The sequence below is a fragment of the Streptomyces sp. NBC_00986 genome (genome assembly GCF_045162565.1).
Taxonomy (GTDB): domain Bacteria; phylum Actinomycetota; class Actinomycetes; order Streptomycetales; family Streptomycetaceae; genus Streptomyces.
This window is the reverse complement of record NZ_CP108733.1, coordinates 4,760,913-4,776,939: the sequence shown is the minus strand read 5'-3', so window position 1 is coordinate 4,776,939 and position 16,027 is coordinate 4,760,913. Positions and strand designations below refer to the sequence as shown.

Sequence of the window (16,027 nt, the reverse complement as noted above, 5' to 3'; positions counted from 1 at the left end):
TGTCCACGGCACTCTCCCCAGGTAGGAAGAAACCATGACCGACCTCGGCGCTGTATTCCGTCCCCAACTGCCTCCCGAGCGACTGCGGGCGGTGGTGCGACTCGCCGACGCCTCGGGGCTCGAGGAGCTCTGGCTGTGGGAGGACTGTTTCCGGGAGGGCGGGATCTCGGCCGCCGCTGCCGCGCTCGCGTGGAGCGAGCAACTGCGCGTCGGCGTCGGCCTGTTGCCGGTGCCGTTGCGGAACGTCGCCATCACCGCGATGGAGGTCGCCACGCTGGACCGGCTCTTCCCGGGCCGCGCGATCGTCGGCGTCGGGCACGGCGTGCAGGACTGGATGGGACAGGTCGGTGCCCGCGTCGAGTCCCCGGTGACCCTGCTGCGCGAGCATCTCGACGCGCTGCGCGCCCTGGTGCGCGGGGAGCGCCTCACGACCGACGGGCGGTACGTCAAGCTCGACGACGTCGCCCTCGACTGGCCGCCGGCCGGTCCCGTCGAGATCCTCGCCGGTGCCACAGGACCGCGCACCCTCCGCCTCTCCGGTGCGGCGGCCGACGGCACGATCCTCACCGCGAGCACCCCACCGGACGGCGTCCGCCGGGCCCGTCGACTCATCGACGAGGGGCGGGAGTCGGCCGGCCGCACCGAGCCGCACAAGGTCGTCGTCTATCTCCTCACCGCCACCGGTCCCGACGCCGCCTCCCGTCTGCGCGCCGAACTCGCCGACGAGGGCGTGGAGTCGGTCCCCGACCTCGGTGTCGCCGGTGACGCGGGCACCGTCGCGAAGGCCGTGCAGCGTCTCGCGGAAGCCGGCGCCGACACGGTCGTCCTCCAGCCCACCGGTGACGAACCCGACCCGGAGGGCTTCGTACGCTTCGCGGCTGAGGAGGTCAGGGCGCTGGTCCCCTGACGACCGCGACCCGTCGCCCACGAGGGGCTACGACGGCCGGTGATCCCCGGCCGCCCCGTCGATCAACTCCCGCACGATGTCCATGTGTCCCGCGTGTCTCGCCGTCTCCTCAAGCATGTGGACCAGCACCCAGCGCAGCGACACGGAGTGCTCCCGCCACGGCGGCCGGCCGGCCGCGTCCAGCGGCAGCTCCGTGATCACGCGGTCGGCGGCGGCGCGGGCGCGGCCGTAGAAGGCGACGATCCGTTCCGTCGTCTCGTCCGGGCCCGCGCTCAGGTCCTCGTCCGTGTACGGGTCGAACCACAGCGGTTCCCGCTCGTGGCCGAAGCTCTCCACGAACCAGCCGTACTCCACCGACGCCAGATGCTTCACCAGCCCGAGCAGGCTCGTGCCCGAGGGGGTCATCGGGCGTCTGGCCTGCTCCTCGTCCAGGCCGTCCAGCTTCCACAGCACCGCGTCCCGGACCTGGTCCAGGCTCGCGTGCAGCGTCGCCTTCTCGTCGCGGTGGAACAGCGCACCCGTATCTCCGTCGTCGGCCATGCTTCGAAAATTAGCAGCGCCCACTGACAACGCCCTGCGACCATCGCCCCATGGACAACAGCGGGAGCGGTACGGGCGGTACGGGCAGCTTCGAGGACCTCGTCGCGGAAGGTGCCGCCGTTCCCACCGAGGGCTGGGACTTCTCCTGGTTCGAGGGCCGGGCCACCGAGGCGCGTCCCTCGTGGGGGTACGCGCGGTCCGCCGGGGACCGGCTCTCGCGCGCGACCACCGCCCTGGACGTCCAGACCGGGGGAGGGGAGGTCTTCGACTTCGCGCTGAGCCGGGCCGCCGCGCAGCCCCCGATGCTCGTCGCCGCCACCGAGGGCTGGCCGCCGAACGTGGCCAAGGCCACCGAACTGCTCCGCTCGCGCGGTGTCGTGGTGGTCGCCGCGCCCGAGGACGACCCGCTGCCCTTCGCCGACGGCGCCTTCGACCTCGTCCTGAGCCGCCACCCGGTCCGCGCCCACTGGCCGGAGATCGCCCGCGTCCTGCGCCCCGGCGGCACGTATTTCGCCCAACACGTGGGCCCCCGCAGCGCGTTCGAACTCGTCGAGCACTTCGTCGGCCCCCAGCCGGAGGCCGTGAGCGGCGCCCGCGACCCCGAACGCGAACGGGCCGGCGCCGAGGCGGCGGGGCTGGAGATCGTCGAACTCCGCGCCGAGCGGCTGCGCATGGAGTTCCACGACATCGCGGCCGTCGTCCACTTCCTCCGCAAGGTGATCTGGATGGTCCCCGACTTCACGGTCGAGGCCTACGAGCCCCGACTCCGCGCCCTGCACGAACGGATCGAGGCAGAGGGCCCGTTCGTGGCGCACAGCACCCGCCACCTCTTCGACATCCGCAAGCCGCACGCGTGAGTGCCCAACCTCCGGGCGCCGCACGCCATTTGGCGAAATCCCGCGCGCCCGAGTGGCCGTAGTCCTGCGGTGGTCGTGAAGTGGTCCCGCGGTGGTCGACGTACGAGTGCCCCGCCCGCGCCGCCTCTCCTCGGCACCCCTCATCACCTGCCGGTCTCGCTCGGCGTGGCCGGGAGGCGGGCGCCGCCACGCCCGGCCGGGGCCACGTCACCTCACGTCCCCCATACGTACACGGGTTTTCCACATCGTTATCGGGATCGACTCGCATCCCGCCCGCCACCTCACGTAAGTTCAGACCAAGGTAATTCGCGTGAGCAAAGCCGCGCGGTCGGCACCGCGCGGTGGAGGGGGCTGCGCGGTGCCCTGCCCCGTCAAGTGGACGTTCGCTGACGGCGTCACCCTTGAGAGCGACACGCCGAGGGTCGGCGGAAAACCTCCACGTTCTCCTTGGAATCCGCTGTGAATCAGCCATGATCAGGGCCGGAATCGGGGGTTCCATACCCCCTGACGCGTCGTCGGACGGTTTCGGAGAGTAGTTGTGGCACGCCGATGCACGCAGCATCACTTACGAAGGGTTATGGTGGAAACCCCCCCTCGGGCCGGTCCGTATCCCCCCCCCACGGACCGGCCCGATTTTTTGTGCCGTGCGGCGACCGTCCGCACATCGGTCGGGTCCGACCTTCGTGCCGAACCGGGATGAGCCCAGACACCCCTTGGGGAATCGGGGTCCCGGCGGGGGTAGGCTGCCAAGCCGGGGACTGCCATCCACGGAGGGGCTGACAACACGTGAACCTGCGCGACACCCTGCGCCGCCTGCTGGTCAGGTTCTACGCACGCAGGGTGGAAGGCCATCTCGACCACGAGCAGGTGCCCAAGCACATCGGCGTCATCATGGACGGCAACCGGCGCTGGGCGAAGGCGGCGGGCTCGACCACCGTCATGGGACACCGGGCCGGCGCCGAGAAGATCGAGGAGTTCCTCGGCTGGTGCAGCGAGACGGACGTCGAGGTCGTGACGCTCTGGCTGCTGTCGACGGACAACTTCGACCGCCCCCAGGAGGAACTCGGCCCGCTGCTCGGCATCATCGAGAACGTCGTCGCTTCGCTCGCCGCGGACGGCCGCTGGCGGGTGCACCACGTCGGCACCCTCGACCTGCTGCCGACCGGGATGCAGTCCGTCCTCAAGGAGGCGGAGGAGTCCACCGCGCACGTCGACGGGATACTCGTCAACTGCGCCATCGGCTACGGCGGCCGTCAGGAGATCGCCGACGCGGTCCGCTCGATGATCCTGGACGCCGCAGACAAGGGCACCTCCATGGAGGAGCTCGCCGAGCACGTGGACGTCGACCTCATCGGCAAGCACCTCTATACGGGTGCCCAGCCCGACCCCGATCTGGTGATCCGGACGAGCGGCGAACAGCGGCTGTCCGGATTCATGCTCTGGCAGACGGCCCACGCCGAGTACTACTTCTGTGAGGTCTTCTGGCCGGCCTTCCGCAAGGTCGACTTCCTGCGCGCGATGCGTGACTACGCGGCGCGACACCGGCGCTTCGGCGGATGAAGAGGCCGCTACGGCGCGTGACGGGCCGTGGCGGGGCACGATCGGGCCGCTACGGCGGATGACGGACAGAACGCCTGGAGTCACCGGGACCACCCCCCTTGGGACGTAAGTAACAAGGAGTTCACCAGGGCGCCGTCATATGCCGTGGCATGGCGGCGCATGTTCGAGGGCATAAGCCAAGCAGGTCGACGCCCGAACCACGGGTGTCGTATCTCAGCGGACGGCACGGGGCCGTCCGCCCGGGAGGCCCTTTGCACCAGTTCGACCGTGCGGTCAGTACGGGCGAGACGGAGGGCCGGTCTCCGGTCCGCGCATCGCGGCCTGGACCGGTCCAGCTCCTCTCCGTCGCTCCCCGACCTCTTCCGAGGGGGTACGTCCTTCCGTGGTGACCAGCACAAAGCGCCGTCTGCCTGACCGGCGCACTTATGTCATCGACACCAGCGTTCTGCTGGCCGACCCGAACGCACTGAACCGCTTCGAGGAGCACGAAGTCGTGCTGCCGATCGTCGTGGTCACAGAGCTGGAGGCGAAGCGGCACCATCCCGAACTCGGGTACTTCGCCCGGCAGGCCCTGCGCCTGCTGGACGAGTTCCGCGTCCGGCACGGTCGCCTCGACGCCCCCATCCCGATCGGGGAACTCGGCGGCACCGTCAGGGTCGAGCTCAACCACTCGGACCCCAGCGTGCTGCCCAGTGGGTACCGCCTGGGGGACAACGACTCCCGCATCCTCGCGGTCGCCCGCAACCTGCAGGCCGAGGGGTACGACGTCACCGTCGTGTCGAAGGACCTTCCGCTCAGGATCAAGGCATCCTCCGTCGGACTCCTCGCCGAGGAGTACCGCGCGGAACTCGCCATCACGGGCTCCTCCGGCTGGACCGGAATGTCCGAACTGACCCTGCCGGGCGAACAAGTGGACATCCTCTTCGAGGAGGGCCACGTCTACGTCCCGGAAGCAGCCGACTTCCCCGTCCACACCGGTCTTACGATCCAGTCCGAGCGCGGCAAGGCGCTCGGCCGGGTCACGGCCGACGGCAACGTCCGCCTCGTGCGCGGCGACCGGGAGGCGTTCGGCATCAAGGGCCGCAGCGCGGAACAGCGCATCGCGCTGGATCTGCTGCTCGACCCGGACATCGGGATCCTGTCCATGGGAGGCCGGGCCGGCACCGGCAAGTCCGCGCTCGCGCTCTGCGCGGGCCTGGAGGCGGTCCTGGAGCGGGGCCAGCACAAGAAGGTGATGGTCTTCCGGCCGCTGTACGCGGTGGGCGGACAGGAGTTGGGCTATCTGCCCGGCTCCGAGGCCGACAAGATGGGCCCCTGGGCCCAGGCGGTCTTCGACACGCTGTCCGCGGTCACCAGCCGCGAGGTCATCGAGGAGGTCACCGCCCGCGGGATGCTCGAGGTCCTGCCGCTCACCCACATCCGCGGCCGCTCGCTGCACGACGCGTTCGTGATCGTGGACGAGGCGCAGTCCCTGGAGCGGAACGTCCTGCTGACCGTCCTGTCCCGCATCGGCGCCAACTCGCGGGTGGTCCTCACCCACGACGTGGCCCAGCGGGACAACCTCAGGGTCGGCCGCTACGACGGTGTCGTCGCCGTGGTGGAGAAGCTGAAGGGTCATCCGCTCTTCGCGCATGTGACCCTCACGAGGTCCGAGAGGTCCCAGATCGCGGCGCTTGTGACCGAAATGCTGGAGGACGGCCAAATCTGAGGTAGTACAGGCCAGTTGGCGCCGCTCCGTAAAGCCGATGAGCTTAGCGGGGCGGCGCTTCGGCGTCCTGCTGTTTCTCCAAATCCCGTGGGGCAAACGGGATGTGAGCTTTCACACGCAACTCAGAATTGCCACCCGGCGTCCGGTTACGGCAGAGTCTCATTTCTGTCAGGCCCCGCATACGACACACGTGTACCCCCAGCGGTACGCACCACTTGAGCATCACAGCCAACTCCACAGCGAAGTCGTATGCCGCCCGCTCTCCACGCGGCGCTCCCCGAGCGGGAGTCGCCCACCGGGCCCGTGCCTCCCGTGACCCCGCAGTTGGGAGGCCAGCGTTCAGGGGCACGATTGCGTCCGCCAGGGTCACCGAAGCGGACGATGCTGGAAGGACACCGTGTGAGCCGGATTTCGGTCCGGGGATTCGCAGTGGCTTCGGCCACCGCGGTCACCGCCGTCGGAAGCGTCGTAGGCGTTGCCTCGGGCAGCGTCGCACAGGCGCAGAACAATGACGCCGAGACGACGGCAGCCGACACCACGCTCCTGGCGGACATCCCCACGGGCCAGCAGGCCCAGGTGCAGACCGCCTCCTTGACGCAGCAGGCCGACGCCCAGGCGATCCAGGCCGACGCCAGCGCCAAGAAGGACGCGGAGGAGTCGGCCCGCCTGGCCGCCGCCAAGACCGCCGTCGCCAAGAAGGCGGCCGCGGAGAAGGCGGAGAAGGCGGCCAAGGAGAAGGCAGCGGCCAAGGCCGCCGCCTCCAAGGCAAGCAGCTCCTCGTCGAGCTTCCCCGTGCAGAGCTCCTACACGGTCGCGCAGATCCAGTCGATGGCAGCCTCCATGGTGCCCAGCGGCCAGTACCAGTGCTTCAGCAACATCGTGGACCACGAGTCCAGCTGGAACTACCGCGCGGTCAACGCCTCTTCCGGCGCCTACGGCCTCTTCCAGGCCCTGCCCGGTTCCAAGATGTCCTCGGTCGGTTCGGACTGGCAGACGAACCCGGCCACCCAGATCAAGTGGGGCCTCAACTACATGGACAGCCGCTACGGCAGCCCGTGCGAGGCCTGGTCGTTCTGGCAGGCGAACAGCTGGTACTAGAACCGGCACTGGACCGGACCTGCATTCCGGTCCGCTCAACCTCACGAGGCCCCTCCCCGTCATAGGGGGAGGGGCCTTCGCCCTGTACGGTCGGATTCGCAGCGACTCCAGGGGGGAGTAGTGGGGCAAGACGGGGGAAGAGGACGAATCATGTCGCGAGTACCAGGATGGCTCGGCAAGGTCGGCGCCGGACTGAGCGAGATGGGGGAGCGGTTGGACGAGCGCCGCGCCGAGGTGGCGAAGGAACACACCGAGGCCGCGCCCGAACCGCCCGCCGAACACCCCGAGCCCCGGGAACCCGTCCCGGTCACCATCGCCCGCGACCGCCCCGACCCCTCGCTCGCCGTCCCCTGGGGTGTGCGTGTCGCCGCCGAGGCCGGCTGGCGGCTGCTGATCCTGGCCGGCACGGTCTGGGTCCTGATGCGCGTCATCAGCGCGGTCCAACTGGTCGTCCTGGCCTTCGTCGCGGCCCTCCTCATCACGGCCCTGCTGCAACCGACGGTCGCCCGCCTCATCCGCTACGGCTTCCCGCGCGGCGTCGCCACCGCCCTCACCGCGATCCTCGGCTTCGTCGTGATGGGGCTGATCGGCTGGTTCGTGACCTGGCAGGTCATGGCGAACATCGACAACCTCTCCGACCAGGTCCAGAACGGCGTCGACGACCTGCGCAACTGGCTGCTCAAGGGCCCGTTCCACGTCACCGAGAAGCAGATCAACCAGATCGCGAAGAACCTCCGCGAGGCCATCGGCGCGAACACCGACCAGATCACCTCGGCGGGCCTGGAGGGCGTCCAGGTCATCGTCGAGGCGCTGACCGGCATCCTCCTGACGGTCTTCTCGACCCTCTTCCTTCTCTACGACGGCCCGCGCATCTGGCAGTGGTCGCTGAAGCTGGTGCCCGCGGCGGCGCGGCCGGCGATGGCGGGCGCGGGCCCGCGCGCCTGGCGCACGCTCACGGCCTACGTCCGCGGCACGGTGATAGTCGCCCTCATCGACGCCGTGTGCATCGGCGTCGGCATCTACTTCCTCGGCGTACCGATGGCCGTACCGCTGGCCGTGTTCATCTTCCTGTTCTCGTTCATCCCACTGGTGGGTGCGGTGGCGTCCGGCGCGCTGGCGGTCGTCGTCGCGCTGGTCACCCAGGGCGTGTTCACGGCCCTGATGACCCTGGCGGTGGTCCTCGCGGTCCAGCAGATCGAGGGCCACATCCTCCAGCCGTTCATCCTGGGCCGCGCGGTCCGGGTGCACCCCCTCGCGGTGGTCCTGTCGGTCGCCGCGGGCGGGATGGTCGCGGGGATCGGGGGAGCGGTGGTGGCGGTGCCGCTGGTGGCGGTGTTGAACACGGTGGTGAGTTACCTGAAGTCGTACTCCCAGGAACCGGCGTCGATCCAGTCCCCGAAGCCGCGGGGGGCTACGGCGGTGTCATCGACGCCGGAGGACTCGGCCCCGTAAAACCCTGGGGGCTCCGCCCCCAGACCCCCGTTTCCCGTGGGCAAAGGCCCGGGGGTCCGGGGGCGGAGCCCCCAGCGAGACGGACGGTCGGCCGAAGTCACTCAGCCGCCAGAACCGCCTCCGCCTCCAGCGTGACCCCGACCGCCTCCACAACGGCCGCGATCTTGAACGCCTCCTGGATCACGTCACGCTCAACACCCGCCTTGCGCAACACCTGTTCGTGCGAGTCGAGACACATCCCGCACCCGTTGATCGCGGACACGGCGAACGACCACAGCTCGAAGTCGACCTTGTCGACCCCGGGGTTGCCGATGACGTTCATCCGCAGCCCCGCGCGCAGGGTGCCGTACTCGTGGTCGGACAGGAGATGCCGCGTCCGGTAGAAGACGTTGTTCATCGCCATGATCGCGGCGGCGGACTTGGCCGCGCCGTACGCCTCCGGCGACAGGTTGGCCTTCGCCTCGGGCGCCAACTCCCGTAGCACGAGCGGCGATCGGGACGCGATCGCCGTGGCGAGGACCGTGCCCCACAGCTGCTGCGCCGGCAGGTCGGAGTTGCCGATGACCGAACCGAGGTTGAGCTTCAGGTCCTTGGCGTAGTCCGGTATGGCGGACTTCAGGGTGTCCAGCGACATCTCAGGTCACTTCCCGGCGAGCAGCGCGCCCGCGTCGAGCGTGTCGTCGCCCTTGGTCCAGTTGCACGGGCAGAGCTCGTCCGTCTGGAGCGCGTCGAGGACCCGGAGGACCTCCTTCGGGTTACGGCCGACCGAGCCCGCGGTCACCATGGAGAACTGGATCTCGTTGTTCTGGTCCACGATGAACACCGCGCGCTTGGCGAAGCCGTCCTCGCCCTCGATGCCGAGGTCGCGCATCAGCTCGTGCCTGGAGTCGGCGAGCATCGGGAACGGCAGGTCGCGCAGGTCGTCGTGGTCCTTGCGCCAGGCGTGGTGGACGAACTCGGAGTCGCCGGAGAAGCCGAGCACCTGGGCGTCACGGTCGGCGAACTCGTCGTTCAGCTTGCCGAAGGCGGCGATCTCGGTGGGGCACACGAAGGTGAAGTCCTTGGGCCACGCGAAGACGACCTTCCACTTGCCCTCGTAGGTCTTGTGGTCGATCTGCTGGAACTCCTGGCCCTTCTCCAGCGAGACACAGGCGGTCAGATCGAACGACGGGAACTTGTCACCGACAGTGAGCACACGCACTCCTTGCAGCGGAGAAGCGCCCAAGCGGAATGAGCGCTTCTCGTGGGTTGGTCGGCCCCGATCCTGGCACAACGTGCATTGATTGTGGAAATAGCTACACTGGGTCGTGTTGATCGGAGGCGGTTATCAGTGACCGTTAGTAATACGAGTAAGAGGCGTCAGCCCAGCCTCGCGCAGCTGCGCGCCTTCTCCGCGGTCGCCGAGCACCTCCACTTCCGGGACGCCGCCGCCGCGATCGGCATGAGCCAGCCCGCCCTCTCCGGTGCCGTCGCCGCGCTGGAGGAGACCCTCGGCGTCACGCTCCTGGAGCGCACGACCCGCAAGGTGCTCCTCTCGCCCGCCGGCGAGCGGCTCGCCGTACGGGCGAAGGCGGTGCTGGAGGAGGTCGTGGCGCTGCTGGAGGAGGCGGAGGCGGTGCGGGCGCCGTTCACCGGGGCGCTGCGGCTCGGGGTCATCCCGACCGTCGCGCCGTATCTGCTGCCGACCGTGCTGCGGCTGGTGCACGACCGGTACCCGGACCTCGATCTCCAGGTGCACGAGGAGCAGACCGCGAACCTGCTGGAAGGGCTGACGACCGGGCGGCTCGACCTGCTGCTGCTCGCCGTGCCCCTTGGGGTGCCAGGAGTGGTCGAACTCCCGTTGTTCGACGAGGACTTCGTGCTCGTCACCCCGCTCGGCCATCCCCTCGGCGGGCAGACCGGCATCCCGCGCGAGGCGCTGCGCGAGCTGAACCTGCTGCTCCTCGACGAAGGGCACTGTCTGCGCGACCAGGCGCTCGACATCTGCCGGGAGGCCGGGCGCGCGGACGCCCCGGTGACCACGACCGCGGCCGGGCTGTCCACGCTGGTGCAGCTCGTCGCCGGCGGGCTCGGGGTCACGCTGCTGCCGCGTACCGCCGTGCGGGTCGAGACGGCCCGCAGCGACCAGCTCCTCACCGGCTACTTCACCGAGCCCGCCCCGACCCGCCGGATCGCCCTCGCGATGCGCACCGGCGCGGCCCGCCGCGCCGAGTACCAGGAACTGGCCGCCGCCCTCCGCGAAGCCCTACGACCCCTGCCCGTAAGGGTGTTGGGCACCGGCACCTGACCCGCCCCCGTTCGGTCAAATGAGCGTCGGACAAAGGAAATCGAACGGCGGGAATTCTCAACTTCCGTCACCCGCAGGCAGGTAGGAAGAACCCGCCCTGAATATGCGCGCGGACTGATAAACCTTCACCCCTCAGCGCTACACGTCAGTTGCGTGTACGAAAAGCCTAGGGGAGTGATGTCGGGCATTCGGGATTCCCTCGGCCGGGTCGGTCACGACCTGCTCGCGCGGGCTCTCGCGACCTGTGGGCGCGAGGAGTTCACCGGGGGACTGCGGGTGTCCGGCAGACCAGGCGGCACCTTCCATCTGCGCGGCGGACTCGTCGTCGCCGTGGAGACTCCCGGTGCTCCAGGCCCGGAGGCGCTGCTGCTGCGCTCCGGCCGGGTCGGCGGTGAGCAATGGGCCGATCTGGTACGGGAGTCGGGCGGTACGCGCTGGCCGCTGGACGGGCTGGTCGCCCACGGGTACGCGGGCGCCGCCGAGTTGCGGATCGTGTGTGTGCTGGCCCTCCACGACGCGGCCTTCGCGGTCGTCGCCGGTGACATCGACGACTGTGAACTCGCCCCGGACGCCCAGCCGTTCGCCCCGGTCTCGCTCGGCGAACCGTCGCCCCGGCTGCTCCAGGACGCGGTCCGCAAACGCGCCGCGATCGCCGCGCTGCCGTACCCCGTACGCCCCGACCGGGAACGCCCGCGGCCCCCGGCGCACGCCCTCGACGAGGGTGGACTCGGGCTGCTGCAACGGGAGTTGCTCACCCACGTCGACGGCCGACGTACCGCACGCGATCTCGCGTTCCGCACCGGGCGCGGGGTCTACCCGGTCACCGCCGAGGTCGCGCGGATGCTCGCCGAGGGCCTGCTGGAGTGCGCGGACAGCCCCGTGCCGATCCCGGTGCGGGTGCCGGCCGAGGCGCCCGAGGAGTTTGTCGTGTGCCGTCGTGAGCAACCGGCGCTCCCACCAGCGCAGTTCACCGCGCCCGCCGAGCTGCCCCGCCGTAATCCGGGCGCCAGCGGTATCACCGAGACTCTCGTCCCCGAGAAGAGCGGGGCGGGCTGGAAAGGGTTCTTCCGCCTGCGGAACGGAACCTGGAAATGACCCTGATGAACAAATGCGATCAGTTTTAGGGGAGTTGAGTAAGTGGATCACAAAGCCCTGACTTTGGAAATGCGCGAACTGCGGGAAAAGGTGACCGGTATCACCGATACCGCGCTCACGGCGGCCGACGGACTGCTGATCGCGGCCGACACCGCCGACACGATCGACCCGGAGGCCCTCGCCGCGCTGGCCGCGGCCGGCCTGGGCCTGGCCCGGCGCACCGCCGAGGCCACCGACCGCGGCACGCTGCGCCAGACGGTGACGTACGGCAGTCACGGCTGCGCCGCGACCTACGCCGTGGGCGACACCGCGCTGATGGTGGTGCTCGGCGACGAGGGGATGGACGTGGACCGGCTGCACCTCGCGGCCCGGCCGACGCTCGACCGCATCGAGTCGATCCTCACGGAGAAGGCGTCAGAAGGAGTGTGAAGGGATGGCGACGAAACGTATGACCCCAGGATTCTCCGACCAGGTGATGGGCCTGGTCAAAACCCTCCGCACCGATGCCCCCGACTGTGTGGCCTCGGGTGTGGTCGACATGTCCACCGGCATGCTGCTGTCGTACGAGACCATCGACAACCACCCGCCAGAGGTCCTCGACCTGCTGGCGGGTGCGACCCTCGACCTGTTCCAGGGCCGGACGGTCGCGATGATCGAGGACGTCTTCAAGGAACGCCGCGGGATCACCAGTGACCACCACTACTTCCAGGAGATCCTCGTCAACAGCGAGAACCTCACCCATCTGTTCGTGCGAATGACCGAGCAACAGGACGTCGTCGCCGTGGTCGTCTGCCGCAAGTCCGTGAACGTGGGCATGCTCTTCGCCCAGGTCCGGCGCGTGGTGCGGGAGTACGGACTCTGACGAGGGCGGGCGGGCGGCTGCGCACGGACTCCTACTCCGTGCGCAGGCCGTCCGGTCGCATCATGCGCAGCAGCGGCGGCAGGCTCAGCAGGGTCACCGCCAGGACCACCGCCGCGCCGATGCCGGACATCGCCAGCACGCTCGACCAGTCGATGCGGATCGCCGTGGCGCTCATCTTCAGCAGCACAGCGCCCAGCGTCAGCCCCACCGCCGTGGCCAGGACCAGGCCGAGCCCGATCGGGATCGCCGTCTGCCACAGCACCGACAGGCTCAGGGTGCGCCGCCGGGTGCCGAAGGCGACCAGCGCCGACAGCAGCTTCCTGCGCTCCCGCAACTGCTCCAGCTGCGAGACCAGCAGACTCGCCCCGATGAGGAGCAGCACACAGCCGGCACCGATGAACAGTCCGGTGCGGATCGAACGGAACTGCGGCGACTCGTCGTTGACCGACATGACGAACACGTCCGCCAGCGGGTCCATCGCCGCGACGGTGTTCCGCGCGTGGTCGCTCGCGTCCGGCACCGACTGGTCGAGCGAGACGAACACCTTCTGGTCCAGGCCCTTCACCGCGCTCGCGGGCAGCGCGCCCGAGGTGATCAGCAGCCCGTCACGCGCGTAGCCGCTCGGGTCCTCGCGGTGGGTCGCCGTCTTCACTCCGGCCGGCATCTTCCAGGTGGCCGGAGTGCTCGGCATCTCGTCGTACGACGGGTCGAAGTACACCGTTCGGCCGGCCCTGGCCAGCTGCTCCGTCTTGGTGGCGGCCTCGGGGTCGGCGCCGCCGGTGATCCGGAAGACGTCGCCGTTGCGGCAGGCCGTCAGGTGGGCCACCTCACGCAGCTGTGCGCAACTGCCGACGGTCACTTCCGCCACGTCGTCCGGGTTCTTCGCCCGCTCGCCGATCGTGGTCTGCGAGATGGCCGACGTAGCGCGCACGCCCTTGGTCCCCGCGAGCTTGTGGTCGGCCTCGGCCAGCGAGGTGCCGCCGGCGACGGTGACCTCCATCTGGGCCCGGCGCAGATCGTTGCCGGTCGGCTTGGTGTAGTTGCCCTGGACGCCGGAGAACAGCATCTGCAGGGCGATCGCCCCGGCCACCGCGACCGCGATGCCGTTGACCATCCGGGCGGCCGTGCCACTGCTCAACTGGAGCCTGCGGACGGCGAGTTGCCAGGACACCGAGCCGGAGTTCAGCCGGGCCACGGTGGCCTCGACGACCCAGGGCAGCAGCGCGGTGACACCGACGAGCAGCAGGACCGTGCCGCCGATCACCAGCCACTGGTTGAAGTTGCCGTTGGAGTCGCCCTTGCCGGTCATCGGGTAGAGCATCGCGAGGCCGGCCAGCGGCAGCAGCAGCCGCCACCACAGCCGGCGCCGCGGCGGCTTCGCCTTGCGGACCACACCGAGCGGCTCGATGACGACCCCGCGCAGCGCGAGCAGCGTCACCAGCACGGCCGCGGCCGGTACGGCGACGGCGACGAGCAGGGCGAGCGCGGGCGACGGGTTGAGGTCGCTGGGGTACAGGCTGATGTCCCGCACGTCTATGAGGGACACCAACTGCCGCCCGACCAGGAAGAACACGGTGCCGAAGACGAGCCCGAGGAGCGCCCCCGCGAGCGCCTCGCCGCCCGCGATCCGGCGCGCCATCCGCCCGTCCGCACCGACCAGCCGCAGCGCCGCGAGCCGCCGGTCCCGGCGCTCGCCGCCGAAACGCACGGCCGCCGCGATGAACACCGCGACCGGCAGCAGCAGCACGATGAACACGATCAGGATCAGCAGGAGCAGCACCGGGTCCAGCTTGTCCGGCGTGTTGCCCGGGGAGGGCCCGTAGTAGTTGATGCGCTCGACGGTGCCGCCGGACTGACGCCCTTCCAGTCCCTTCCCGCCCGCGTAGTAGGCGAGTTCGGCGGGCCCGATGAGCCCGGTCTGCCCGATCGTGCCGGTGATCCGGTAGGGCAGCCGCTCACGCAGCAGTTTCCCGGAGTCGGACTCCAGCAGCTTCTCCAGCGCGGGGGAGACGGCCATCGTGCCCACCGCGGGGAACTTCGCGACCCCCGGAGGCAACGGCGCCTTGGTGCCCTCGGGCTGCAGCAGCCGGCCGCGGACGTCCTTGCTGCCGAACGTGGTGTCCGTGTCGGCGACGATGAGCGTGTTGTCCGCCTTCGCCAACTGCTTCCCGCTGTACGTGAAGTCCATCCGGGCGTTGCCGCGCGCGTCTCGCTCGGACAGCGCGTTCGGCAGCGCGGTGGTGAGCAGCAGCAGTGCCACCCCGAGCCCGACGCCGACGGCCGTCAGGACGGCCCGCACCCAGCCCTCACGCCCGCCGCCGAAGGCGAAGCGCACCCCCATGGCCAGATCGGCCGACCTCCCCCACGCTCGGCTTCGCTCGCGCGGGAGGTGCCCCCATCGCACGTTCATACGACGCGCTCCATGTCCCTGGACTTGCCGTCCCGTACGACGATCTCGCGGTCCGAGTACGCGGCCACCCGCGCCTCGTGCGTGACCAGCACGACGGCCGCGTTCGTGGACCGGGCCGCCTCGGTCAGCAGCTCCATCACGCGCTCGCCGTTGAGCGAGTCGAGCGCGCCGGTCGGCTCGTCGGCGAACAGCACCCGCGGGCTGGTGACCAGCGAGCGGGCCACGGCGACGCGCTGCCCCTGCCCGCCGGAGACCTCACCGGGCCGCTTCTTCGCGAGGTCGTCGACCTCAAGCCGCTGCATCCAGTTCAGCGCGGCGCGCTCGGCCTCCTTGCGGTGTGTGCCGTTCAGCCGCAGCGGCAGGGCGACGTTCTCGACGCAGGTCAGCTCCGGCACCAACTGCCCGAACTGGAACACGAACCCGAACTCCGAGCGGCGCAGCGCGCTGCGCTGGGCGTCGCTCATCGTCGCCATCTCCTGTCCGTTGTACGTGATCGAGCCCGAGTCGGGCGGCACGATCCCGGCGAGACAGTGCAGCAGCGTCGACTTCCCGGACCCGGAGGGCCCCATCACCGCGACGACCTCGCCGGGGTGGATGGAGAACTCCGCGCCGTCCAGCGCGGTCGTCGGCCCGTAGGCCTTGCGCAGCTCCTGGGCCGCGAGCAGGGAACCAGCGGGATGTGTCGTCACTTGGCCACCACCTCGGCGAGTTTGTCGAGGCGCGCGGCGGTGAGCTCCAGCCACCGCAGGTCGGCCTCCAGATGGAAGAGGGCGTGGTCGCAGATCAACTGGTCCGCGAGATCGCCCTTGCGCTTGCGGTCGGTCAGGATGCGCATGCTGCGCAGATGCTCGGAGCGCTGCACGTCGAGGATCTCGGCCGCGTTCCGGTGCGTGAGCAGCGCGAGGACGACCTTGGTGTAGAGGGCCGACTGCAGATACGGCTCGGGCTTCTCCGGCGTCGCGAGCCACTTCTGTACGTCGGTGATCCCGGCGTCGGTGATCGCGTACCGCTTGCGCTCGGGACCGCCGCCGGCCTCGATGCCGTCGACCTCGACGAGACCGTTCTTCAGCAGGCGGGACATCGTCGAGTAGACCTGGCCGTAGTGCAGCGGCCGGTCGTGACCGAACTTCTCGTCGAAGGCCCGCTTCAGGTCGTAACCGTGACGCGGGCCGGACTCCAGGAGCCCCAGGAGGGTGTGACCGATGGACATGCGGAGCACTCTACACACGGGGTATACCTGGCGTGTATACG

Annotated in this window: 16 protein-coding genes; 10 read left to right on the top strand and 6 right to left on the bottom strand. The window is 69.8% G+C overall.

The annotated features are described in order from the left end of the window. Positions 1–34: 34 nt before the first annotated feature. Entirely contained in the window at positions 35–907 is an 873-nt protein-coding gene (locus OG504_RS20715) for an LLM class flavin-dependent oxidoreductase (protein WP_405991166.1), read from the top strand. 27 nt (positions 908–934) lie between these two features. On the opposite strand, the gene OG504_RS20710 is transcribed toward OG504_RS20715, so the two are convergent. Beyond that, positions 935–1,447: a DinB family protein gene (locus tag OG504_RS20710; RefSeq protein ID WP_405991165.1), complete on the bottom strand. Its 513-nt coding sequence runs from the start codon at positions 1,445–1,447 to the stop codon at positions 935–937. A 50-nt stretch (positions 1,448–1,497) separates the two neighbouring features. Between OG504_RS20710 and OG504_RS20705 the strand changes: the two genes are divergently transcribed. The 5 genes from OG504_RS20705 (at position 1,498) to OG504_RS20685 (ending at position 8,122) form a co-directional block, all read left to right on the top strand. Then, on the top strand, positions 1,498–2,304 hold the full coding sequence (locus tag OG504_RS20705) for a class I SAM-dependent methyltransferase (RefSeq protein ID WP_405991164.1): 807 nt from the start codon (positions 1,498–1,500) through the stop codon (positions 2,302–2,304). Between the two features lie 786 nt (positions 2,305–3,090). Next, positions 3,091–3,864, top strand: a complete 774-nt coding sequence (locus OG504_RS20700) for an isoprenyl transferase (RefSeq protein ID WP_405991163.1) — start codon at positions 3,091–3,093, stop codon at positions 3,862–3,864. Positions 3,865–4,246: 382 nt separating this feature from the next. Then, positions 4,247–5,572, top strand: a complete 1,326-nt coding sequence (locus OG504_RS20695) for a PhoH family protein (RefSeq protein WP_043684613.1) — start codon at positions 4,247–4,249, stop codon at positions 5,570–5,572. 381 nt (positions 5,573–5,953) lie between these two features. Next, positions 5,954–6,670: a lytic transglycosylase domain-containing protein gene (locus OG504_RS20690; protein WP_405991162.1), complete on the top strand. Its 717-nt coding sequence runs from the start codon at positions 5,954–5,956 to the stop codon at positions 6,668–6,670. Between the two features lie 150 nt (positions 6,671–6,820). Next, on the top strand, positions 6,821–8,122 hold the full coding sequence (locus OG504_RS20685; protein ID WP_405991161.1) for an AI-2E family transporter: 1,302 nt from the start codon (positions 6,821–6,823) through the stop codon (positions 8,120–8,122). A 97-nt stretch (positions 8,123–8,219) separates the two neighbouring features. Here the strand turns inward: OG504_RS20685 and OG504_RS20680 are convergent, their stop codons facing one another. Both OG504_RS20680 and OG504_RS20675 read right to left on the bottom strand, forming a co-directional pair. Then, positions 8,220–8,756, bottom strand: coding sequence for an alkyl hydroperoxide reductase (locus tag OG504_RS20680; RefSeq protein ID WP_405991160.1), 537 nt, complete (start codon positions 8,754–8,756; stop codon positions 8,220–8,222). Between the two features lie 6 nt (positions 8,757–8,762). Next, positions 8,763–9,317 carry a peroxiredoxin gene (locus OG504_RS20675; RefSeq protein ID WP_405991159.1) on the bottom strand — a complete coding sequence of 185 codons (555 nt, stop codon included), beginning with the start codon at positions 9,315–9,317 and terminating at the stop codon, positions 8,763–8,765. 135 nt (positions 9,318–9,452) lie between these two features. On the opposite strand from OG504_RS20675, the gene OG504_RS20670 reads away from it, so the two are divergent. From OG504_RS20670 to OG504_RS20655, 4 genes are all read left to right on the top strand, one after another. After that, entirely contained in the window at positions 9,453–10,409 is a 957-nt protein-coding gene (locus OG504_RS20670) for a LysR substrate-binding domain-containing protein (protein WP_405991158.1), read from the top strand. A gap of 177 nt (positions 10,410–10,586) precedes the next feature. Then, positions 10,587–11,504, top strand: a complete 918-nt coding sequence (locus OG504_RS20665) for a MarR family transcriptional regulator (RefSeq protein ID WP_405991157.1) — start codon at positions 10,587–10,589, stop codon at positions 11,502–11,504. Between the two features lie 69 nt (positions 11,505–11,573). Next, positions 11,574–11,933, top strand: coding sequence for a roadblock/LC7 domain-containing protein (locus OG504_RS20660; RefSeq protein WP_033286585.1), 360 nt, complete (start codon positions 11,574–11,576; stop codon positions 11,931–11,933). A gap of 4 nt (positions 11,934–11,937) precedes the next feature. Beyond that, on the top strand, positions 11,938–12,366 hold the full coding sequence (locus tag OG504_RS20655) for a hypothetical protein (protein WP_026150674.1): 429 nt from the start codon (positions 11,938–11,940) through the stop codon (positions 12,364–12,366). Between the two features lie 31 nt (positions 12,367–12,397). Here OG504_RS20655 and OG504_RS20650 read toward each other — a convergent pair whose 3' ends face one another. The 3 genes from OG504_RS20650 to OG504_RS20640 are packed head-to-tail and all read right to left on the bottom strand — an operon-like array spanning position 12,398 to position 15,986. Continuing rightward, positions 12,398–14,776: an ABC transporter permease gene (locus OG504_RS20650; protein WP_405991156.1), complete on the bottom strand. Its 2,379-nt coding sequence runs from the start codon at positions 14,774–14,776 to the stop codon at positions 12,398–12,400. After that, a complete protein-coding gene (locus OG504_RS20645; RefSeq protein WP_405991155.1) occupies positions 14,773–15,465 on the bottom strand; it encodes an ABC transporter ATP-binding protein in 693 nt (230 codons plus the stop codon). The genes OG504_RS20650 and OG504_RS20645 overlap by 4 nt, the downstream gene beginning before the upstream one ends. Beyond that, positions 15,462–15,986, bottom strand: a complete 525-nt coding sequence (locus tag OG504_RS20640; protein WP_033286588.1) for a PadR family transcriptional regulator — start codon at positions 15,984–15,986, stop codon at positions 15,462–15,464. The genes OG504_RS20645 and OG504_RS20640 overlap by 4 nt, the downstream gene beginning before the upstream one ends. Positions 15,987–16,027: the final 41 nt, after the last annotated feature.

What these genes read in the sequence shown, in the direction of transcription:
- OG504_RS20660 (WP_033286585.1), top strand. Translation starts at nt 11,574, where the DNA reads ATGCGCGAACTGCGGGAAAAGGTGACCGGTATCACCGATACCGCGCTC.
- OG504_RS20710 (WP_405991165.1), bottom strand. Translation starts at nt 1,447, where the DNA reads ATGGCCGACGACGGAGATACGGGTGCGCTGTTCCACCGCGACGAGAAG.
- OG504_RS20655 (WP_026150674.1), top strand. Translation starts at nt 11,938, where the DNA reads ATGGCGACGAAACGTATGACCCCAGGATTCTCCGACCAGGTGATGGGC.
- OG504_RS20715 (WP_405991166.1), top strand. Translation starts at nt 35, where the DNA reads ATGACCGACCTCGGCGCTGTATTCCGTCCCCAACTGCCTCCCGAGCGA.
- OG504_RS20685 (WP_405991161.1), top strand. Translation starts at nt 6,821, where the DNA reads ATGTCGCGAGTACCAGGATGGCTCGGCAAGGTCGGCGCCGGACTGAGC.
- OG504_RS20690 (WP_405991162.1), top strand. Translation starts at nt 5,954, where the DNA reads ATGCTGGAAGGACACCGTGTGAGCCGGATTTCGGTCCGGGGATTCGCA.
- OG504_RS20650 (WP_405991156.1), bottom strand. Translation starts at nt 14,776, where the DNA reads ATGAACGTGCGATGGGGGCACCTCCCGCGCGAGCGAAGCCGAGCGTGG.
- OG504_RS20665 (WP_405991157.1), top strand. Translation starts at nt 10,587, where the DNA reads ATGTCGGGCATTCGGGATTCCCTCGGCCGGGTCGGTCACGACCTGCTC.
- OG504_RS20640 (WP_033286588.1), bottom strand. Translation starts at nt 15,986, where the DNA reads ATGTCCATCGGTCACACCCTCCTGGGGCTCCTGGAGTCCGGCCCGCGT.
- OG504_RS20680 (WP_405991160.1), bottom strand. Translation starts at nt 8,756, where the DNA reads ATGTCGCTGGACACCCTGAAGTCCGCCATACCGGACTACGCCAAGGAC.
- OG504_RS20705 (WP_405991164.1), top strand. Translation starts at nt 1,498, where the DNA reads ATGGACAACAGCGGGAGCGGTACGGGCGGTACGGGCAGCTTCGAGGAC.